Source organism: Mesorhizobium sp. C120A (assembly GCF_030323105.1).
In the GTDB taxonomy this organism is placed as follows: Bacteria; Pseudomonadota; Alphaproteobacteria; order Rhizobiales; family Rhizobiaceae; genus Mesorhizobium.
This window is the reverse complement of record NZ_CP100476.1, coordinates 1,602,650-1,621,491: the sequence shown is the minus strand read 5'-3', so window position 1 is coordinate 1,621,491 and position 18,842 is coordinate 1,602,650. Positions and strand designations below refer to the sequence as shown.

At 63.3% G+C, this 18,842-nt stretch carries 20 protein-coding genes; 15 read left to right on the top strand and 5 right to left on the bottom strand.

What is annotated here, in order from left to right; all coding sequences use genetic code 11:
* Positions 1 to 22 precede the first annotated feature (22 nt).
* Positions 23 to 793 (bottom strand): phosphonate metabolism transcriptional regulator PhnF, encoded by a 771-nt coding sequence (gene phnF, locus NL532_RS07975; RefSeq protein ID WP_245261350.1) that lies wholly within the window; start codon positions 791 to 793, stop codon positions 23 to 25.
* 95 nt (positions 794 to 888) lie between these two features.
* Between phnF and phnG the strand changes: the two genes are divergently transcribed.
* From phnG to NL532_RS07960, 3 genes are read left to right on the top strand one after another with little or no spacing between them, the layout of a single operon-like run.
* A complete protein-coding gene (phnG, locus tag NL532_RS07970; RefSeq protein WP_023669821.1) occupies positions 889 to 1,350 on the top strand; it encodes a phosphonate C-P lyase system protein PhnG in 462 nt (153 codons plus the stop codon).
* On the top strand, positions 1,350 to 1,961 hold the full coding sequence (phnH, locus tag NL532_RS07965) for a phosphonate C-P lyase system protein PhnH (RefSeq protein ID WP_023828308.1): 612 nt from the start codon (positions 1,350 to 1,352) through the stop codon (positions 1,959 to 1,961). Before phnG ends, phnH begins: the two co-directional genes overlap by 1 nt.
* A complete protein-coding gene (locus tag NL532_RS07960) occupies positions 1,962 to 3,074 on the top strand; it encodes a carbon-phosphorus lyase complex subunit (RefSeq protein WP_023828307.1) in 1,113 nt (370 codons plus the stop codon).
* Between the two features lie 2 nt (positions 3,075 to 3,076).
* Here NL532_RS07960 and NL532_RS07955 read toward each other — a convergent pair whose 3' ends face one another.
* Complete coding sequence (locus NL532_RS07955) at positions 3,077 to 3,295, bottom strand: hypothetical protein (protein ID WP_023699000.1); 219 nt, start codon at positions 3,293 to 3,295, stop codon at positions 3,077 to 3,079.
* A gap of 65 nt (positions 3,296 to 3,360) precedes the next feature.
* Between NL532_RS07955 and NL532_RS07950 the strand changes: the two genes are divergently transcribed.
* The 8 genes from NL532_RS07950 (at position 3,361) to phnE (NL532_RS07915) (ending at position 10,988) form a co-directional block, all read left to right on the top strand.
* The gene (locus tag NL532_RS07950; protein WP_023726432.1) at positions 3,361 to 4,260 is read left to right on the top strand and encodes an alpha-D-ribose 1-methylphosphonate 5-phosphate C-P-lyase PhnJ; all 900 of its coding nucleotides are present in this window, start codon (positions 3,361 to 3,363) and stop codon (positions 4,258 to 4,260) included.
* The gene (gene phnK / locus NL532_RS07945) at positions 4,257 to 5,033 is read left to right on the top strand and encodes a phosphonate C-P lyase system protein PhnK (RefSeq protein ID WP_023828306.1); all 777 of its coding nucleotides are present in this window, start codon (positions 4,257 to 4,259) and stop codon (positions 5,031 to 5,033) included. Before NL532_RS07950 ends, phnK begins: the two co-directional genes overlap by 4 nt.
* A gap of 208 nt (positions 5,034 to 5,241) precedes the next feature.
* On the top strand, positions 5,242 to 5,949 hold the full coding sequence (gene phnL / locus NL532_RS07940) for a phosphonate C-P lyase system protein PhnL (RefSeq protein ID WP_023828305.1): 708 nt from the start codon (positions 5,242 to 5,244) through the stop codon (positions 5,947 to 5,949).
* Positions 5,946 to 6,563 carry a DapH/DapD/GlmU-related protein gene (locus NL532_RS07935; protein ID WP_023669828.1) on the top strand — a complete coding sequence of 206 codons (618 nt, stop codon included), beginning with the start codon at positions 5,946 to 5,948 and terminating at the stop codon, positions 6,561 to 6,563. The genes phnL and NL532_RS07935 overlap by 4 nt, the downstream gene beginning before the upstream one ends.
* Positions 6,564 to 6,693: 130 nt before the next feature.
* Positions 6,694 to 7,551 (top strand): phosphonate ABC transporter ATP-binding protein, encoded by an 858-nt coding sequence (gene phnC, locus NL532_RS07930; protein ID WP_023669829.1) that lies wholly within the window; start codon positions 6,694 to 6,696, stop codon positions 7,549 to 7,551.
* 147 nt (positions 7,552 to 7,698) lie between these two features.
* On the top strand, positions 7,699 to 8,607 hold the full coding sequence (gene phnD, locus NL532_RS07925; protein ID WP_023669830.1) for a phosphonate ABC transporter substrate-binding protein: 909 nt from the start codon (positions 7,699 to 7,701) through the stop codon (positions 8,605 to 8,607).
* Positions 8,608 to 8,663: 56 nt separating this feature from the next.
* Positions 8,664 to 9,620, top strand: coding sequence for a phosphonate ABC transporter, permease protein PhnE (phnE, locus tag NL532_RS07920; protein WP_023669831.1), 957 nt, complete (start codon positions 8,664 to 8,666; stop codon positions 9,618 to 9,620).
* The gene (gene phnE, locus NL532_RS07915) at positions 9,621 to 10,988 is read left to right on the top strand and encodes a phosphonate ABC transporter, permease protein PhnE (protein WP_023828304.1); all 1,368 of its coding nucleotides are present in this window, start codon (positions 9,621 to 9,623) and stop codon (positions 10,986 to 10,988) included.
* Positions 10,989 to 11,067: 79 nt separating this feature from the next.
* Here phnE (NL532_RS07915) and NL532_RS07910 read toward each other — a convergent pair whose 3' ends face one another.
* The 3 genes from NL532_RS07910 to NL532_RS07900 all read right to left on the bottom strand — a co-directional run bounded on the left by NL532_RS07910 (position 11,068) and on the right by NL532_RS07900 (position 14,304).
* A complete protein-coding gene (locus NL532_RS07910) occupies positions 11,068 to 11,919 on the bottom strand; it encodes a sugar phosphate isomerase/epimerase family protein (protein ID WP_023737513.1) in 852 nt (283 codons plus the stop codon).
* A 123-nt stretch (positions 11,920 to 12,042) separates the two neighbouring features.
* Complete coding sequence (locus NL532_RS07905; protein WP_023828303.1) at positions 12,043 to 13,230, bottom strand: Gfo/Idh/MocA family protein; 1,188 nt, start codon at positions 13,228 to 13,230, stop codon at positions 12,043 to 12,045.
* Between the two features lie 18 nt (positions 13,231 to 13,248).
* Positions 13,249 to 14,304 carry a sugar phosphate isomerase/epimerase family protein gene (locus NL532_RS07900; protein WP_023726430.1) on the bottom strand — a complete coding sequence of 352 codons (1,056 nt, stop codon included), beginning with the start codon at positions 14,302 to 14,304 and terminating at the stop codon, positions 13,249 to 13,251.
* Between the two features lie 399 nt (positions 14,305 to 14,703).
* On the opposite strand from NL532_RS07900, the gene NL532_RS07895 reads away from it, so the two are divergent.
* The 4 genes from NL532_RS07895 to NL532_RS07880 all read left to right on the top strand — a co-directional run bounded on the left by NL532_RS07895 (position 14,704) and on the right by NL532_RS07880 (position 18,550).
* Positions 14,704 to 15,591: a sugar phosphate isomerase/epimerase family protein gene (locus NL532_RS07895; protein ID WP_023669836.1), complete on the top strand. Its 888-nt coding sequence runs from the start codon at positions 14,704 to 14,706 to the stop codon at positions 15,589 to 15,591.
* Between the two features lie 9 nt (positions 15,592 to 15,600).
* Positions 15,601 to 16,770, top strand: coding sequence for a mandelate racemase/muconate lactonizing enzyme family protein (locus tag NL532_RS07890; RefSeq protein WP_023700157.1), 1,170 nt, complete (start codon positions 15,601 to 15,603; stop codon positions 16,768 to 16,770).
* A 2-nt stretch (positions 16,771 to 16,772) separates the two neighbouring features.
* Positions 16,773 to 17,489 (top strand): FadR/GntR family transcriptional regulator, encoded by a 717-nt coding sequence (locus NL532_RS07885; RefSeq protein WP_023683008.1) that lies wholly within the window; start codon positions 16,773 to 16,775, stop codon positions 17,487 to 17,489.
* A gap of 80 nt (positions 17,490 to 17,569) precedes the next feature.
* A complete protein-coding gene (locus tag NL532_RS07880) occupies positions 17,570 to 18,550 on the top strand; it encodes an NAD(P)-dependent oxidoreductase (RefSeq protein ID WP_023686626.1) in 981 nt (326 codons plus the stop codon).
* The last annotated feature ends 292 nt before the right edge of the window (positions 18,551 to 18,842 follow it).

Here is an 18,842-nt window from a genome sequence, read left to right as displayed (position 1 = left end):
CTGAAAAATAGGCGCGACCCCGCTACAGCGCCGACAGTTTCAGCTCGACCCGCTCCGCCGGAAACCGTGTTTCGGCAAACTGGATCGGCTGGCCGTCCGGTGTGACGTTGACGGCGACCGCCACCAGCACGATTGCGCCGGGCTGCAGATCGAGGTCGGCGAGATCGGCGGCATCGGCATGGCGGGCCGACAGCACCGTCGATTGCCTGAGATAATCGTCAATGCCGAAACGCTTGAGCGAGGCGGTAACCGAACCGGTTTCGGCCATCGCAGCATTGATGCCGGCGAAACGCTTCGCCTCGTACCAGGCGGCGGCGCGCGACACCGGCCGTCCATCGGCTTCGCCGCGCGTCTCCAGGCGGATCACCTCAGCCCCTCTTGCCAGACCAAGCCCCTCGGCGACGCGCTGACTGGCCGACTCAACTGTAGAAGCTAGCAGCACGATGTGCCGTTCCGATGTTTGCCCTTGCAGACCGGTCGAAAACCGAGTGCGCGCGCCGATCGGATAGGACAGCCGTTTGCGCGAAAAGACGAAGGTGCCGCGTCCCTGCTCGGCCCGCAGCACGCCGTCCTGCACCAGGGCCGATATGGCGCTGCGCACCGTGTGGCGATTGACGCCGTAGCGTTCGGCCAAGGCCATTTCCGGCGGCAGCGCGGCATTCTCGGCAAAATCGCCGGCGGCGATCGAATGCAGGATCAGGTCCGCAATCTGCCGCCACAGCGCGACACCGCTACGGCGTTCGATGCTGCTCGCGCCCTTTTGAGCCACCATTTCGTCCACGCTCCCGCCCATGTCATCCACCCGTCATGGACACAAGTTAGATAATAGGTATAATTTGTATAATTGTCTATATCACTAGACAAATATATACATTCAGGGAGTTGTCCATGCGAGGACAGGAAGCCCGCGACCAGGCCGAGCGCAAAGCCGTCATGACGACGTTGGCGCAGGCCAGTGGCGATGACATCGCCCGGCTGTGGAATGAGGCCGGCCTGATCTCGGAAGCAGAGCTTTTGCGCGGCCCGGAAACCGGTCTGGTCACCGTGCGTGGCCGCATCGGCGGCGGCGGCGCGCCCTTCAATGTCGGTGAAGTGACCGTCACCCGCGCCACCGTCCGGCTCTCTTCCGGACAGGTCGGCCACAGCTACATGCTCGGGCGCGACAGGCAGAAGGCGAAGCTTGCGGCAATCGCCGATGCACTTTGGCAGGATCCCGCCCATCGGCAGACGGTCGAGAGTGCGCTGGTCGCACCGCTGCGCGCCGCCCAAAGCGAGGCGCGCGAAAAGCGCCGCTCCGAGACGGCGGCAACGAAAGTGGATTTCTTCACCATGGTGCGCGGAGAAGACTGATGGAGATCGCAGCCCAATGGATCGACGGCGGCTTCGCCGATCCGGTGTTCAACGCCCAGGCGGTCTTCCGCGCGGTCATGGATGCCATGGCGCGGCCGGGCAGCGAGCGGCCTCTGCCTGCCTTCGCCCGCCCCCCTTCGCCGCTGTCCGCAACCGCCGGCGCCATTGCACTTTCGCTCTGCGACAACGACACACCGCTCTGGCTCGATCCTGCTTTGCAGGCATCGGCAGCGATCAAATCCTGGCTCGGCTTCCACGCCGGCGCGCCACTCGCCAACACACCTGCCGATGCGCATTTCGCGTTGGTCGCCACGCCGGCCGAGATGGCCGCCCTCGACGGTCTTTCGCAAGGCACGCAGGATTATCCCGACCGTTCGACGACACTGATCCTGCAGGTCAGCGATCTCACCTCCGGCGCGCCGCTATTGCTCGAAGGCCCAGGCATCGAAAAGACGGCGACCATCGCGCCGGCGCAGATGCCGCGCCATTTCGTCGAACAGTGGAAGCAGAACAGCCAGCGCTTTCCGCGCGGCGTCGACATCATCCTGGCGGCGCCCGACGGTATCGCCTGCCTGCCGCGCACGACGCGCATCAAGACGATGGAGGCATAAATGTATGTCGCGGTAAAAGGCGGCGAAGTCGCAATCGCCAATGCCCACAGTCTGCTTGCGGACCGCCGTCGCGGCGACCGTTCGGTGCCGGCGCTGCGCCTCGACCAGATCGTCGAACAGCTGGCGCTCGGCGTCGACCGGGTGATGAGCGAAGGATCGCTCTACGACCGGGAACTGGCGGCGCTCGCCATAGTCCAGGCGCGCGGCGACATGATCGAGGCGATCTTCCTGGTGCGCGCCTACCGCACCACACTGCCGCGCTTCGGCTACACCAACGCCATCGACACCGGCGCCATGCTGGTCGAGCGGCGCGTGTCGGCGACCTACAAGGATTTGCCCGGCGGCCAGCTGCTTGGGCCTACCTTCGACTACACCCACCGCCTGCTCGACCCGGAACTCGCCGCCGGCGCCGATGTCGCCGAACCGCTGCAGCGCGAGACGGAAACGCAGGCCATGCCGCGCGTTTCGACGATCCTCGCCCGCGAAGGGCTGATTGAGCCGGATGGCGACATGCCGCAGGACCATGTCCCCGGCGACATCACCCGTGAGCCGCTTGAGTTTCCGATGGCGCGCGACATCCGCCTGCAGGCGCTGTCGCGCGGCGATGAAGGGTTTCTGCTGGCGCTCGGCTATTCCACCCAGCGCGGCTATGCCCGCAACCACCCCTTTGTCGGCGAGGTGCGTATCGGCGAGGTCGAGCTGGAACTCGACGTGCCGGAACTGCCCTTCGCCGTGCTGCTCGGCAAGGTCCGCGTCACCGAATGCCAGATGGTCAACCAGTTCAAGGGCTCGGCCAAGGCGCCGCCGCAATTCACCCGCGGCTACGGACTGGTCTTCGGCCAAAGCGAGCGCAAGGCGATGGCCATGGCGCTGTGCGACCGCGCGCTGCGCGCACCGGAACTCGGCGAAGATGTCGTCGCCGCCGCGCAGGACGAGGAGTTCGTCATCTCGCACTCCGACAATGTTCAGGCGACCGGCTTCGTGGAGCATTTGAAGCTGCCGCACTATGTCGACTTCCAGGCCGAGCTCGATTTGGTGCGCCGCATGCGCGCCGAATACGAAGCTCGAGAGAACCCTGCAAAGGTGGAAGAGAAGCGGGAGGCGGCCGAATGAGCCTAATCGCCCCCGCCATTGCCGCCACCCCCGTTGCCGCCATCCCCGTTGCCGCCGTCATGGGAATGGCTGCTATGCCCGCCGACGTAGCTGCCGTTTCCGCCTGTGACATGCGCGCCATCTCTGGAAGCAGGCAGAAACAAGCGCCGAGGTACAAAACCGACCACGCAGACAAACGCCAGAAGCAGAATTGCAATCTGGATCCAACCGGTCTGAGTCATTCGACTTCGCCTTCATTTCCGTTTTCTGGGCGTCAATGCAATAGCAGGGAGTGGATTTGATCGCCATGACCGACATCGCCACCTACAACTTCGCCTATCTCGACGAGCAGACCAAAAGGATGATCCGCCGGGCGATCCTCAAGGGCATCGCCATCCCTGGCTATCAGGTTCCCTTCGCTTCGCGCGAAATGCCGATGCCCTATGGCTGGGGCACTGGCGGCGTGCAGGTCACCGCCTCGATTATCGGGCCGGACGATGTGCTGAAAGTCATCGACCAGGGCGCCGACGACACCACCAATGCCGTCTCGATCCGCGCCTTCTTCAAGAAGGTAGCCAACGTCGCGGTGACGACCGATACCGCCAGCGCCACCATCATCCAGACCCGCCACCGCGTCCCGGAACACCCGCTGAGCGCCGGCCAAGTTCTAGTCTACCAAGTGCCGATACCCGAGCCGTTGCGCTTCCTCGAGCCGCGCGAAACCGAAACGCGCAAAATGCATGCGCTCGAGGAATACGGCCTGATGCATGTGAAGCTCTACGAGGACATTGCCAAACACGGCCGCATCGCCACCACCTATGCCTATCCGGTCAAGGTCGAGGGCCGCTATGTCATGGACCCCTCGCCGACGCCGAAATTCGACAACCCCAAAATGCACCGTTCGCCGGCCCTGCAGCTGTTCGGAGCCGGGCGCGAAAAGCGCATCTATGCCGTGCCGCCCTTCACCGATGTCGTCAGCCTCGACTTCGAGGATCATCCCTTCGAGGTCCAGACCTTCGACCTGCCCTGTGCGCTGTGCGCGGCGGAAAATGTCTATCTCGACGAGGTCATCCTCGACGACCATGGCGACCACATGTTCGTCTGCTCCGACACCGACCATTGCGAGAAGCGGCGCGCCGAAGGACATCGCGGCCACCTTGCGGCTGAAAGCCATGTTACCGCAGGAAAGATGAGGCCAGCAGAATGACCGGCGACCCACTGCTGCGCGTCTCCGAACTGTCCAAATTCTACGGCTCGCGCGTCGGCTGCGAGAATGTCACCTTCGACCTGTGGCCGGGTGAGGTTCTGGCCGTCGTCGGCGAATCCGGCTCCGGCAAGACGACGCTGCTCAACTGCCTGTCGACGCGGCTGCTACCATCTTCTGGCACCGCCAGCTACCGCATGCGCGACGGCCAGTTCCGCGAACTCTACCGTATGAGCGAGGCCGAGTGCCGCTTCCTGATGCGCACCGACTGGGGCTTTGTTCATCAGAACCCCGCCGACGGCTTGCGCATGACGGTGTCTGCCGGCGCCAATGTCGGCGAGCGGCTAATGGCGGTCGGTGACCGCCATTACGGCAAGATCCGCGCCACTGCCGTCGACTGGCTGTCGCGCGTCGAGATCGACGAGAACCGCATCGACGACGAGCCGCGCGCCTTTTCCGGCGGCATGCGCCAGCGCCTGCAAATCGCCCGCAACCTCGTCACCGGACCGAGGCTGGTGTTCATGGACGAGCCGACCGGCGGCCTCGACGTCTCGGTGCAGGCGCGCCTGCTCGATTTGCTGCGCGGGTTGGTCACCGATCTCGGCCTGGCGGCCATCGTCGTCACCCACGATCTCGCCGTCGCCCGGCTTCTGTCGCAGCGTATTATGGTGATGAAAGACGGCCGTGTCGTCGAAAGCGGCCTGACGGATCGCGTGCTCGACGATCCCCGCGCGCCTTACACGCAATTGCTTGTTTCCTCGATTCTACAGGTGTGAAGATGGCGCCAAGGCACCCCCCTCTGGCCTGCCGGCCATCTCCCCCTCAAGGGGGGAGATCAGCAGCTTTTATGTCCCGCCCCTTCTACGATGCAGAAGAATGGCGAAGTCGAACGCGACAGCCAATCTCCCCCCTTGAGGGGGAGATGCCTGGCAAGGCAGAGGGGGGTGTTGGCCCGCGGACGAACAACGATTGGAGAACCTTCTGATGCCGACGCCCCTCGTTGTTTCCGGCGTCGCCAAAAGCTTCACCATGCATCTGCGCGACGGCATCAGATTGCCGGTTGTCGCCGGCGTCTCATTCTCGATCCGGGCCGGTGAATGCGCCGTGCTCGGCGGGCCTTCCGGCGCCGGCAAAAGCTCGATCCTGAAAATGCTCTATGGCAATTATGCCGTCGATGAAGGCCAGATCATCGTTCAGCATGAGGGCGGCCTGATCGATCTCGCCATCGCCAGCCCGCGCACGGTGCTTTCCGTGCGCCGCCAGACGATCGGCTATGTCAGCCAGTTCCTGCGCACCGTGCCGCGCGTATCCGCGCTCGACGTGGTCGCCGAGCCGCTGGTCGAACGCGGCGAGGACCGCGAGAGCGCGCGGAAAAAAGCACGCACCTTGCTGGGGCAGCTCAATTTGCCGGAAAAGCTCTGGGCGCTGCCGCCGGCGACTTTCTCGGGCGGTGAGCAGCAGCGCGTCAATATCGCGCGCGGCTTCATCACCGAGCATCCGGTCTTGCTGCTCGACGAGCCGACAGCTTCGCTCGATTCGAAAAACCGCGACGTTGTGGTTGCGTTGATCGCCGCCAAGAAAGCCGGCGGTGTCGCCTTGCTCGGCATCTTCCATGACCCGGATGTGCGTGAAGCCGTCGCCGATCGCATCATCGACGTGACCTCTTTCGCCGCCGGAAAAATCGCTGCATGAGCAGGAAACTATCGGAAGCGCCGTTGGTCCACGCCACGGCGCAGGTCGAGAACTCGACATTGGGGCGCTGGACAGAGATCGCCGACCGCAGCCGCGTGTCCGAAAGCATCCTCGGCGACTATTCCTACATCATGCAGGACTGCGTCGTCTGGTGCGCGACCATCGGCAAGTTCTCCAACATAGCCGCCGCCGTGCGCATCAACGCCACAAACCACCCGACCTGGCGGCCGACGCTGCATCACTTCACCTATCGCGCCTCCGACTATTGGGACGACGCCGAGCACGAAACAGAATTCTTCGCCCAGCGCCGCGCCAAACGCGTCTCCATCGGCCACGACACCTGGCTCGGCCACGGCTCGACCATCCTGCCCGGCGTCACCGTCGGCGATGGTGCTGCCGTAGGCGCCGGCGCTGTGGTGTCGAAGGATGTCGCGCCCTACACCATCGTTGGCGGGGTGCCAGCCAAGCCGATCCGCGAGCGTTTCGATCGCCGCACGGCCGAACGCTACCAGGCGCTCGCCTGGTGGGACTGGGACCACGCCAGGCTGCGCGCCGCGCTCGACGATTTTCGCGTACTCGAGGCAGACGCGTTCCTCGAGAAATACGGCGCCTGATCGGGTGCGATCACCCCCACTTGCCGCACGGCTGTGGAGCGTAACAAAACTGACATCGTCATGACATGGCAGGTTCATGTCGCTGCGCTAGGCGAGAACCAGACGATCAATTCAGGTCTGGAACTCTTCGATGTTATCGACCCCTGCCACGCTCGAAATCCGCGGCGTCTCGCGCCGATTTGGCAAGAACACCGCCGTCAGCGCCATCGACCTGTCGATCCCGCAGGGCCAGATGGTCGGCATCATCGGTCGTTCCGGCGCCGGCAAATCCACCCTCCTTCGCATGATCAACCGTCTCATCGACCCCAGCCAGGGATCGATTTTTTTTGACGGTGCCGAGGTCTCGCGGCTGCGTGGCTCGCCGCTGCGACGCTGGCAGCGCGACTGCGCCATGATCTTCCAGCAGTTCAACCTGGTGCCGCGCCTCGATGTGCTGACCAATGTGCTGCTCGGCCGTCTCAATCATCGCTCGACCTTTTCCAACCTGCTCGGCATGTTTACCCGCGCCGAATGCGCTGAGGCGATTGCAGCACTCGAGCGCCTCGACATCGCCCGCACCGCACTGCAGCCAGCCGGCACGCTGTCTGGCGGCCAGCAGCAGCGCGTCGCCATTGCCCGCGCCATGATGCAGCAGCCCAAGGTGCTGCTCGCCGATGAGCCGATCGCTTCGCTCGACCCGCTCAACGCCAAGGTGGTGATGGACTCGCTGCAGGACATCAACCTGCGCGAAGGCATCACCGTCGTCACCAATCTGCACACGCTGGACACCGCCCGCACCTATTGCAACCGCATCATCGGCATGGCTGCCGGCAAGATCGTCTTCGACGGTCCGCCGGAAGCGCTCAACCGCGAGGCCGTGCGCCTGGTCTATGGCGCCGACGGCAACGGCGTCGATATCTCCGAGGCCATCACCTCGACCAGCATCGCCTACAAGCAAAAGATCGCCGCATCCGCCAGCCCGCTCGAGCCCGCATTCCCCGGGTACTGACCCATGATCCCGAAAAGTGGATACCGGTTTTCGGAAAAGATCATGGACCAAAACTGAGCCGCATTGGATCGACCGCCCGCGTCAAGGGCACTTGCAAAAATCAAGAACGCTGCCGGCGCGGGGCCGGAACTTACAGGAGAGACATCAATGTTCAGGAAGATGGTATTCGGCGCCGTTTCGGCGCTCGCCATGGCAACCAGCGCCGCGCATGCGGCCGACCTCAAGGAATTCCGCGTCGGCATCCTCGGCGGAGAGAACGAAACCGACCGCCTGCGCAACTATCAGTGCCTGGCCGATCACCTGAAGACCGAATTCGGCTTCGAAAAGGTCTCGCTGTTCCCCGCCGCCGACTATGACGGCGTCATCCAGGGCCTGCTCGGCGGCACGCTCGACTTTGCCGAACTCGGCGCTTCCGGCTACGCCAGCGTCTACATCAAGGACCCGAAGGCGGTCACCCCGATCCTCACCACCCAGCAGACCGACGGCGCCACCGGCTATTATTCCATCGGCCTGGCGCTGAAGTCTTCGGGCATTACCGACATCAAGTCGGCCAAGGGCAAGAAGCTCGGCTACGCCGATCCGGACTCGACCTCGGGCTACCTGATCCCGCTGACCCAGATCCCGAAGGACACCGGCGCCTCGAACGACGCCTACTTCGCCTCGACCCAGTTCAATGGCGGCCATGAAAACAACATCCTCGCCGTTCGCGACGGCAAAGTCGACGTTGCGGTTGACGATTCCTCCGGCATCGGCGACTTCAAGAACGGCTACACCTCCGGCACCTTCCACAAGGTCACCGCCAAGGGCGCCGTCGACCCCAACGACTTCGTCGAAGTCTGGCGCTCGGGCCTGATCCCGAACGGCCCGCTGGTCGTGCGCACCGCGCTCGGCGACGACATGACCGCCAAGCTTGCCGCCTTCTTCACCGACCTGCCGAAGAAGGACAAGGCCTGTTTCGAAGGCGTCGAAGGCGGCGACTTCACCGGTTACGTCCCGGTCAAGCCTGACTTCTACAACGTCATCGTCGAAGCCCGTAAGGCAGCCATCGGCGGCTGACGGCAAAATCAGAAAGGGCGACGTGAAAAACGCCGCCCTTTTTGCATGTCCCGATAATGACCATCTCAGCAACAGCCCGCTCCAACGCGACCCTGCAGGTAGCCAACGCCTGGCAGCGCCAGATATCGTTGCGGCGGCTTTATACCATCCTCGGCATCGGCCTGCTGCTGGCGGCGACGCTGTCGAGCATGTGGTTCGCCGACGAGGCCAATGCCGGTCACTTCTGGGACCGGCTGCCGCATATATTCGACTTCCTCAGCTGGCTGATCCCGAAGGACTGGAACGACGTCTGGCGGGCGCTGTTCGACATCGCCTCGCCGCATGACACCGGCACCCAGGAGTTCAACTTCCCGCTCGGCCGCGTCTATGTCTGGGGCGGCTTCTACATCCCCGAATATTTCGAGCTGATGCTGACCACACTCAACGTGGCGCTGGTCTCGACTTTCATCGGTTTCATCTTCGCCGTGCCGTTTTCGTTCATCGCCGCGCGCAACCTGACGCCGCATCCGGCGCTGCGGCTCGTCGTCAAGCGCTTCATGGAATTGCTGCGCGCCTTTCCCGAAATCGTCATTGCCGGCCTGTTCGCCGCCATTGTCTCGACCGGGCCGATCGCAGCCATCATCGCCATCGGCCTGCATTCGATCGGCGCGCTGGGCAAGCTGTTCTATGAAATCAACGAGAACATCGACATGCGCGCCGAAGAGGGCCTGAGAGCGGTCGGCGGCAACTGGTTCGAGCGCGTGCGCTTCGCCGACCTGCCGCAGGTGCTGCCCAATTTCATGTCCTACACATTGCTGCGCGTCGAGATCAACGTGCGGGCCTCGACCATTATCGGCGCCGTCGGCGGCGGCGGTATCGGCGAGGAACTGAAGCTCTCGATATCGCGCGGTTTCGGCGCCAAGACGGTGGCGTTGGTGCTGCTGTTGTTCACGACGATCTTCATCGTCGACCAGTTCTCCGCCTGGCTGCGCCGCAAGCTGGTCGGCGAGCAAGCTTTTCTGATGAGCGCTTAAATGACCGCTTTGACCACTGATCAGGTCCAGTCGATCGAGGAACGCTATCCGCAAATCTTTCGGCGGCCGGCCTACAAGCGCTTCGCGCCGCTGTTCCTGTTCGGCGGCATCCTGCTCTACCTCGTTTACGCCTTGTGGTTTTTCGACCTGCCGCAGGTGATGCGCGACTCGCATTGGGAGCGCCTGCCGCTCTTCCTGACGCAATGGATCAGCTACGATCTGCAGCCTGAATTCCGCCTCGACCAGCCTGAAATCACGCCGAAATACCCGCGGTTTTCAGCACTCGGCGAGAACCCAGATCCCGACTGGGTTGTCAAGAACGCGGATGGCACCTTCACCGTCCTGATCGATGGCGCGGCCAGGTCCGTCACCTTCGACAAGACCAAAGCGACGATCGTCGCCAATGGCGAGATGGTGCCGGTGGCGCTGACCAGCGGTAAGCCGGTAATTCCAGGTCCGGTGCCTGGCTGGATCACCGCGCATGACGACGAGATCGTCGCCAGGATGGGCTTTGTCGGCGAAGTGCGCGTCACCGTCGATCGCGTCAAGGTCCGCAAGCGCTTCCTCGGCTGGGCAAATTTCGTCTTCGACACGCGCTCGCCCTTCTTCGGCAAATCGGCCAGTGAAGTGATCTCGCTGATCTGGTCCGGACCGGAACTTAAGCCTGGCACCTCGAACCTCGCGCTCGCCGGCGACAACATCTGGAACAATGCGCAGTGGCAGCATGGCGACGTCTGGACGAAACTGCTGCAGACCATCGTCATGGCCTTTCTCGGCACGTTGCTCGGCGGCCTCGTCGCCTTCCCGCTCGCCTTCTTCGCCGCCCGCAACATCACGCCGAGCGGATTGTTCGGCCAGGTGCTCAAGCGCTTCTTCGATTTCATGCGATCGGTCGACATGCTGATCTGGGCGCTGTTCTTCACCCGCGCCTTCGGCCCGGGACCGCTCGCCGGCAGCGCCGCGATCTTCTTCACCGAAATAGGCACGCTCGGCAAAATCTATTCGGAAAGCCTGGAAAACATCGACGACAAACCGCGCGAGGGCATCAAGTCGACCGGCGCCAACGGCCTGCTGGTGCAGCGCTATGGGGTCATGCCGGAAGTGATCCCGGTCTTCATCAGCCAGACGCTCTACCAGTGGGAATCCAACACAAGAGGCGCCACCATCATCGGCGCCGTCGGCGCTGGCGGCATCGGCCTGAAACTCTGGGAAGCCATGCGCACCAATTCCAACTGGGCCAACGTCTTCTACATGGTGCTGCTGATCCTGCTCGTCGTGTTTGTGTTCGACAACATCTCGAATTTCCTGAGGCGCCGGCTCAGCCGGACCATCCATGATTACAACAGGATGCAGGCCGAGGAGGGGTGACGTGCGAGGGACAGCACCCCCCTCTGTCCTGCCGGACAGAGGGGGTGTGAAGGAACGCAGCACTCCTTGGGCGGCGCGGCTAAGCCGCCCGCTTCCACCCATCCCTGATATGCCTGTATCCCTCGCGATAAACTGCCTCCGGCGTCTCGGAAAAATCCCGCCACACCTTGGTCGCCGCCGCCAGATCCTTCAGCGACCTGCCAAACGCCTCGATCGTCAGCCAGTCGTCATAGCCGCTCTTGCGGATGGCCGCGAAAGTCTCTTTCCACGGAATGTTCCCGCGTCCCGGCACGCCGCGATCGTTCTCCGAAATGTGGATGTGCACGACATTCCTGCGGTGCTTCGTATAGGCGCCGATCGGGTCGGCTTCCTCGATATTGGCGTGGAAGGTGTCGTACATCGCCTTGATGTGCGGCCGGTCGATGGCATCGACGTGCTCGGACAGATCGGCCATCGTGTTCAGCAGATAGCACTCGAAACGGTTGAGCGCCTCCAACCCGATGGTAACGTTCCGCTTGCCGGCATGATCGCCAATGGCGCGCTGCGAGGCGATCGAGCGCTTCTTCTCGGCAGCGGTCGGCCCGCTGCCGGAGAAGGCGCCGAGCGTCGAATGCAGCGGCCCGCTCAGCGTACTCGCGCCGAGCGCCTGGGCGCAATCGATCGCCCATTTCATGTAGCCGATGCCGGCCTTGCGGGTCGCGGCATCCGGCGAAATCAGATTCATCGCCGGGTCGCCCATCGCCGTAACAGCCGTGCGCTCCAACCCGATGCGGTCGAGCAAATCGCCAAGCTTCTTGTAGTCCTCTGGCGTGCCTGAGAAGATCGGTATCTCGACGCCGTCGAAGCCGGTCGCCTTGATGTCGCGCAGCAACGGCTCGTGTTTCTTAGACACGGAAGTCGTCCACAAAAACATGCACATGCCGATTTTCATCGACAGCCCCTCCCCATTTGACCGCGCGCTGGTTTCTTTCGCACCTCGCACCATGCGCCCTCATTCGGCCGCTTCGCGGCCACCTTCTCCCCGAAGGGAGAAGAGACTTCGCGCCGGCGCTCCCTAAAGTTTCGTCCACGCCCCGTTCTTCTTCGATGACTTCACGCAGGCCTCGATGAACGCCATACCTTCGACGCCGTCCTGGATGGTCGGGAACACCACGTCCTTGCCCGGCTTGCCGCCCTTCTTGCGTGCCGCGCGGATCGCCCGCGCCGCCTCCTGGTAGATGTTGGCGAAGCCTTCGAGATAGCCTTCCGGATGGCCAGCCGGAACGCGGCTGACGCGTCCCGCAACTGGCAGCGCGCCGGCGCCGTTGCGGGTGAGCAGCTGCTTGGGCTGGCCGAACGGCGTGTACCAGAGATAGTTCGGATCGGCCTGAACCCATTCCAGCCCGCCTTTCGAGCCATAGATGCGCAGCTTCAGCCCGTTCTCGTGGCCGGGCGCCACCTGGCTTGCCCAGATCATGCCCTTGGCCGGATGCACCTTGCCGACCGGCTTGAAGCGCAGCATGACATTGACATTGTCGTCGAGCAGTCGCCCCGGCACGAAAGCGTCGAGATCGGCCGACAGGGAATCGAGCTCCAGACCCGAGACGAAGCGCGCCAGATTGTAGGCATGCGTGCCGATGTCGCCGAGCGCGCCGCCCGCGCCCGCCTGCTTGGGGTCGGAGCGCCACGCCGCCTGCTTCTGGCCGGTGGCGGCAAGATCCTCGGTCAGCCAGTCCTGCGGGTACTCGGACTGAACGATGCGGATGTCGCCAAGCTGCCCCTTGGCCACCATCTCGCGCGCCTGCCGGATCATCGGATAGGCAGTGTAATTGTGCGTCAGCACGAACACCTTGCCGGTCTTTTCAACCACGGCCGCGAGCTTCTTGGCCTCGGCCAAAGTCGTCGCCAGCGGCTTGTCGCAGATGACGTGGATGCCCGCCTCGAGGAAGACCTTGGCCGCCGGCACGTGCACATTGTTGGGGGTGACGATCGCCACCGCCTCGATGCCGTCCGGGCGCTTGGCCTCGGCCTTGGCCATCTCGGCATAGGAGGCGTAGCTGCGCGCCGGGTCGAGACCGAGTTCGGCGGCGGAAGCCTTGGCGCGCTCGGGATTGGCCGACAGGGCGCCGGCCACCAGCACGAAGTCATTGTCCATGCGCGCCGCGATCCGGTGCACCGCGCCGATGAAGGCGCCTTGGCCGCCGCCGACCATACCATAGCGGATCGGGCCGCCCCCCGCTTCCGACTTCGATGCGCCGACCATGTCTTTCTCCTGCTTGTGTCAAATACCCATCATGGCGCGCAGCATCTTCTTGTCGGTGGTGCCGCCGGCGAAATCATCAAAGGCCTTTTCCGTCACCCGGATAATGTGGTGCTGGATGAAGGGCGCGCCTTCGGCCGCGCCGTCCTCCGGATGCTTGAGGCAACACTCCCACTCCAGCACCGCCCAGGAATCGTAGCCATACTGGGTAAGCTTGGAGAAGATGCCGCCGAAATCGACCTGCCCGTCGCCAAGCGAGCGGAATCGCCCCGCGCGATTGGTCCAGCTCTGATAGCCGGAATAGACGCCTTGCCGCCCCGTCGGATTGAACTCGGCATCCTTGGCATGGAAGGCCTTGATCCGCTCGTGATAGATGTCGATGAATTCGAGATAGTCGAGCTGCTGCAAAAGGAAATGCGACGGGTCGTAGTTGATGTTGCAGCGCTTGTGACCGCCAACCGCATCTAGGAACATCTCGAAGGTTGCGCCGTCGAAGATGTCCTCGCCAGGATGGATCTCGTAGCCGACATCGACGCCGTTTTCGTCATAGACGTCCAGGATCGGCTTCCAGCGTGTGCCGAGCTCGGCGAAGGCCTCCTCGATCAGCCCGGCCGGCCGCTGTGGCCAGGGATAGAGGTACGGGAAAGCTAGGGCGCCGGAAAACGTCACCGAGGCTTTCAGGCCAAGATTCTTCGAGGCCTTGGCGCCGAACTCCATCTGTTCGACCGCCCATTTCTGCCTGGCCTTGGGGTTGTTGTGCACCGCAGGCGGTGCAAAGCCGTCGAACTGGGCATCATAGGCCGGGTGCACCGCCACCAGCTGCCCTTGAAGATGCGTCGACAGTTCGGTGATCTCGACGCCGGCATCCGCGCAGATGCCTTTCACCTCGTCGCAATAGGTCTTGGAAGATGCCGCCTTTTTGAGGTCGAACAGGCGTGCATCCCAGGTCGGGATCTGCACGCCCTTGTAACCGAGACCGGCCGCCCATTTGGTGATCGAGGCCAGCGAATTGAACGGCGCGGTATCCCCCGCGAACTGCGCCAGAAACAGCCCCGGACCCTTCATTGTCGACGGCATCGGCATCCTCCCAATTCATTTTTCCAAGGACCAAGCATAGCGTCTGATGAAAGCAGGGCCAGCCTCTTTGGTCTCTCGTGATGTGCATTCTCGTATCGGCATTCTGGTATTACCAAATACCGAAAATGGGTCAAGCCATTTGACTCACGCGCAAAGCTGCCAGGGCATTCCATTTTTGGCGATATATACCAGCATAATCAATACGGTACACAGATGTCGATATCGCATGGCGGCGGTTCTTGCCGCGCGACAAAAATTGCTGTAGACCTCCATTAGGGCCCAATTGGTCGAACCAGTTGCGCAAAAACGCTGGAGCGCCTTGGGGAGGAAACACGCGACGCGCCTTGTGGGGCGCGTCGCAGGCGAACTGGCACAGACGAATTCTGGGAAGGATAGACCATGCATCTTTCGACGCACAACTGGATGCGCGCGGAACCGTTGGAGGTGACGCTGAAGCGCATCAAGAAATTCGGCTACGAGTCGATCGAGATTTCCGGCGAGCCCGAGCAATACAAGACCAAGGAGACCCGCGCGCTGCTGAAAGAATACGGCATCCGCTGCTGGGGGTCGGTGACGCTGATGCTGGGCGAACGCAACCTTGCCGCCAGGGACCAGGGCCAGCGCGAACGCTCGGTGCAGTACGTCAAGGACGTGCTGACCATGGTCAGCGAACTTGATGGCGAGATCATAACGCTGGTGCCCGCGACCGTCGGCAAAGTGGTGCCGGACGGCACCGAGGAAGAGGAATGGAAGTGGGTGGTCGACGCCACCCGCGAATGCTTCACCCATGCCAAGAAGGTCGGCGTCAAGATCGCGGTCGAGCCGCTCAACCGCTTCGAGACCTATCTGTTCAACCGCGGCGCGCAGGCGTTGGCCCTGGCCGATGCGGTCAGCCCCGAATGCGGCGTCTGCCTCGACGCCTATCACATCCATATGGAAGAATTTAACGTCCATGACGCGATCCGTCAGGTCGGCAAACGGCTGTTCGACTTCCACGTCGCCGACAACAACCGCTTTGCCGCCGGCCTTGGCCAGATCGATTGGCCACGGATCGTGCAGACGCTGAAGGAAGTCGGCTATGACGGCGCGCTGACCAACGAATTCGTCGCGCCCGTCGACCGCACACCCGCCGCGCCCTATCCCGACATGGTCGACCGGAATCCGGTCGACATTTCTCCCGAACAGCTGAAGTTCATCCAGGATCACGGCTCCAGCGTGCTGACGGAGAAATTCTACACCGACCAGATGCGCATCACGGCCGAAACGCTGCTGCCGCTGATCAAGTAGCCGATCGGGATGCGCATCAAAACGGTCCAGGCGTGGTGGGTCCGCGTGCCGATTGAGGCCGCGAAGCAGCATCGCAGCGACTTTGGCCAGGTGACGACGTTCGACGCCGCCATCCTGCGCATTGAGACTGACGACGGGCTGATCGGCTGGGGCGAGGGCAAGAACGCCGCCGGCAGCGCCGGCAGCTATGGTGCGCTGGTCTACATGCTGAATCACGAGGTCGGGCCGCAGCTGATCGGCCGCGACCCCGCCGACATCGGCATGATCTGGGAGATGCTCTACAACGGCGTGCGCCATGACAGTGCCGCGCGCGCCGGCCATGCCATGCCGCAGCTGGCGCGGCGCGGCATGAGCATTGCGGCAATCAGCGCCGTCGATATCGCGCTCTGGGATATTCTGGGGAAGTCGTTGGGACAGCCGGTGTGGCGGCTCATCGGCGGCCGCAAGCTCGACCGCATGCCGGCCTACGCCTCCGGCGGCTGGGCTGCCGCCGAGGCTATCGGCGAGCAGCTCAAATCCTACATCGCCAAAGGCGGCTTCAGGGCGCTGAAGATGCGCGTCGGCGCCATGGACGGCGCCCCGCACATTTCCGCCGCCCGCGTCCGCGCCGCACGGCAGGCGCTCGGTCCTGACGTCGAGTTGATGGTCGACGCGCACGGCACCTATACGGTGGCCGAGGCCAAGCGCTTCATCAGCCTGGCCAGCGATCTCGACCTCGCCTGGTTCGAGGAGCCTGTTATCGCCGACGACAAGGCTGGTATGGCCGAGGTGCGCGCCTCGGGCTCGATCCCGATCGCCACCGGCGAAAGCGAAGCGACGCGCTACGCTTTCCGCGATCTCGCGGTGCTGAAATCCGCCGACATCTTCCAGCCGGATCCGGCCTTTTGCGGCGGTATCAGCGAGGCGATGAAGATCGGCACCATCGCCAGTGCCTTCAATCTGCGCTTTGCCCCGCATCTGTGGGCCGGCGCGCCATGCTTTTTCGCCGGCCTGCATGTTTGTGCGGCCTCGCCTGCCAGTTTTACCGTCGAATATTCGCTCGGCGCCAACCCCATGATCCACGATCTTATCGAAGAGACTGTCGAAGCAAGGGACGGTATGATAGCGATCCCTGAAAAGCCGGGTCTGGGATTCACCATTTCGGAGCGGTTCCTGGAGGCGCACGCGCAACGCGGTTGACGATGAAAGAAAAGAACCTTCTCGCCGAACTCGCCGCCTATCTGTTCGCCCATTCGGACAAGGAGAGCGGCCGCACGCCCTCGGAGCGCGAGCTGGCGGAGCATTTCGGTGTCAGCCGCGGCCAGATCCGCGAGGCGCTGGCCATTCTGGAGGCCATGCGCATCGTCGAGCGCCGCGCCAAATCCGGCATCTATGTCGACACCAGGCAGGCCAGTGTAGAAGCCTTGGCTCTTTTCGCCCGCGCGGGCCTGCCGCTCGATCCGGTGCAGATCTACGAGACCGTCGAACTGCGCAAGATCCACGAGATCAAGGCCGCCGAACTTGCCTGTTCGCGTGCCACCGAAGAGAATTTCGAACGCCTGCGGGAGATCCTGAAAGCCTCGGAGGAGTGCATCGCCGCCGGCGAAGGCCTCGCCAAGGAAGACCGCGAATTCCACCTCGAAATCGTGCGGGCGACCAAGAACGGCGTCTTCCACAATATCTGCAGCGTCTATTACCTGATGGGCGAGCAGCGGCTGCCGATCTACTTCAACGATCCCGAGCGCTCAGTGCGCTCGCATGCCGAGCATATCCAGATCTACGAGGCGCTGCTGCGTCGCGACGGCAATCTCGCCCAGGCGCTGATGAGCGCCCACCTGCAAGGCGCGGAAAGCTACTGGAAGGGGATCATCGAGGGCCGCGAGGCGCAAGCGCAAAGCCTGGCATTTGAGAAAGCCTAGAGCAATTCCAGGAAAAGTGTGAAACGGTTTTCCCGGGAAAGCGCGCAGCGCTTTCGCTTGCGACAAACACGAGAGCCCCCATGCCCAGAATCCTGTCGACGCACACGCTGCATCCGCGTGCCTCCGCAATGCTGGCGGGCGCCGGTGAACTCGTCGTCGCCTCAGCGCTCGATGCGGCAACGCTGACCGCCGAGGCGAAGCATGCCGACGTCATCATCGTTCGCGCACCGCTGCCGCCGTCGCTGTTCGAAAACGCCACGAAACTCAGAGCCGCGGTCCGCCACGGCGCCGGGCTCGACATGGTGCCGATGGAGGCCGCGGCCGCGGCCGGCGTGCTGGTCGCCAACGTGCCGGCGGTCAATGCGCGTTCGGTCGCTGAATATGTGATGTTCGCGGCCCTTGCCCTGCTTCGGCGCTTCCGTTCGGTCGACCGCGACTTGCGCGCCAAGGGCTGGAATGCCGGCCGCGACCACGCCAGCCATGCCAGCGAGCTTGCCGGCAAGACCATCGGCATCATCGGCTTCGGCGCCATCGGTCAGGCAGTCGCCCATATCGCCGCGCACGGCTTTGGCCTCGACGTCGTGGCGACGACCCGCAGCATGCAGCCGGCACCCGACAGGATCGGCTTCCTGTCGATCGATGCGCTGATCGAACAGAGCGACATCATCGTGCTCTGCTGCCCGCTGACGCCGGAAACGCGCGGCCTGATCAGCCGCGAACGCATCGCCCGCATGAAGCCGGACGCGCTTTTGATCAACATTTCGCGCGGGCCGGTGATCGATGACGAGGCGCTGATCGAGGCCTTGCGCCAAGACCGGATCGGCGGCGCCGCACTCGACGTCTTTGCCACGCAGCCGCTGCCGGCAAACCATCCCTATTTCGGTTTCGACAATGTTATCGTCACCCCGCATATGGCGGGGATTACCGAGCAATCGATGATGCGCATGGGCGTGGGCGCGGCCGGCGAGACCTTGCTGGTGCTGGCCAACCGGCTGCCTGTCAATCTGCGCAATCCCGACGTGGTCGAGCATTACCGCAGACGGTTCCCGGCGGACGCGTGAACCATGTCCGGTTTTCGCTTCGCATCTCTGGTTCTCGCAGTGTCGTCGATCGTGGCCTTACCTTCGCTCGCGGCGGCACAAAGCAGCGATTATGTCTATTGCAGCAATGGGATCGTCTGCATGATGGCGCCCTGCCCGTCAGGCAATGCGCTGGATCTGACCACCGGCAATGTCGTTAAAGGCGTGGAGCTCAACACTACGGAATTGCCGCCGCTGGACAGATCGGCACCTGACCTCTCCGACAAGCTTTATGCTGGAAAACTCGTCGTCCGAGGATCGATCCAGCATCGCG

What these genes read in the sequence shown, in the direction of transcription:
- NL532_RS07910 (WP_023737513.1), bottom strand. Translation starts at nt 11,919, where the DNA reads ATGAAAATCGGCATGTGCATGTTTTTGTGGACGACTTCCGTGTCTAAG.
- NL532_RS07905 (WP_023828303.1), bottom strand. Translation starts at nt 13,230, where the DNA reads ATGGTCGGCGCATCGAAGTCGGAAGCGGGGGGCGGCCCGATCCGCTAT.
- NL532_RS07960 (WP_023828307.1), top strand. Translation starts at nt 1,962, where the DNA reads ATGTATGTCGCGGTAAAAGGCGGCGAAGTCGCAATCGCCAATGCCCAC.
- phnL (WP_023828305.1), top strand. Translation starts at nt 5,242, where the DNA reads ATGCCGACGCCCCTCGTTGTTTCCGGCGTCGCCAAAAGCTTCACCATG.
- phnF (WP_245261350.1), bottom strand. Translation starts at nt 793, where the DNA reads ATGGGCGGGAGCGTGGACGAAATGGTGGCTCAAAAGGGCGCGAGCAGC.
- phnK (WP_023828306.1), top strand. Translation starts at nt 4,257, where the DNA reads ATGACCGGCGACCCACTGCTGCGCGTCTCCGAACTGTCCAAATTCTAC.
- NL532_RS07880 (WP_023686626.1), top strand. Translation starts at nt 17,570, where the DNA reads ATGCCCAGAATCCTGTCGACGCACACGCTGCATCCGCGTGCCTCCGCA.
- NL532_RS07885 (WP_023683008.1), top strand. Translation starts at nt 16,773, where the DNA reads ATGAAAGAAAAGAACCTTCTCGCCGAACTCGCCGCCTATCTGTTCGCC.
- phnD (WP_023669830.1), top strand. Translation starts at nt 7,699, where the DNA reads ATGTTCAGGAAGATGGTATTCGGCGCCGTTTCGGCGCTCGCCATGGCA.
- NL532_RS07935 (WP_023669828.1), top strand. Translation starts at nt 5,946, where the DNA reads ATGAGCAGGAAACTATCGGAAGCGCCGTTGGTCCACGCCACGGCGCAG.
- phnC (WP_023669829.1), top strand. Translation starts at nt 6,694, where the DNA reads ATGTTATCGACCCCTGCCACGCTCGAAATCCGCGGCGTCTCGCGCCGA.
- NL532_RS07895 (WP_023669836.1), top strand. Translation starts at nt 14,704, where the DNA reads ATGCATCTTTCGACGCACAACTGGATGCGCGCGGAACCGTTGGAGGTG.
- phnE (WP_023669831.1), top strand. Translation starts at nt 8,664, where the DNA reads ATGACCATCTCAGCAACAGCCCGCTCCAACGCGACCCTGCAGGTAGCC.
- phnE (WP_023828304.1), top strand. Translation starts at nt 9,621, where the DNA reads ATGACCGCTTTGACCACTGATCAGGTCCAGTCGATCGAGGAACGCTAT.
- NL532_RS07900 (WP_023726430.1), bottom strand. Translation starts at nt 14,304, where the DNA reads ATGCCGTCGACAATGAAGGGTCCGGGGCTGTTTCTGGCGCAGTTCGCG.
- phnG (WP_023669821.1), top strand. Translation starts at nt 889, where the DNA reads ATGCGAGGACAGGAAGCCCGCGACCAGGCCGAGCGCAAAGCCGTCATG.
- NL532_RS07950 (WP_023726432.1), top strand. Translation starts at nt 3,361, where the DNA reads ATGACCGACATCGCCACCTACAACTTCGCCTATCTCGACGAGCAGACC.
- phnH (WP_023828308.1), top strand. Translation starts at nt 1,350, where the DNA reads ATGGAGATCGCAGCCCAATGGATCGACGGCGGCTTCGCCGATCCGGTG.
- NL532_RS07890 (WP_023700157.1), top strand. Translation starts at nt 15,601, where the DNA reads ATGCGCATCAAAACGGTCCAGGCGTGGTGGGTCCGCGTGCCGATTGAG.
- NL532_RS07955 (WP_023699000.1), bottom strand. Translation starts at nt 3,295, where the DNA reads ATGACTCAGACCGGTTGGATCCAGATTGCAATTCTGCTTCTGGCGTTT.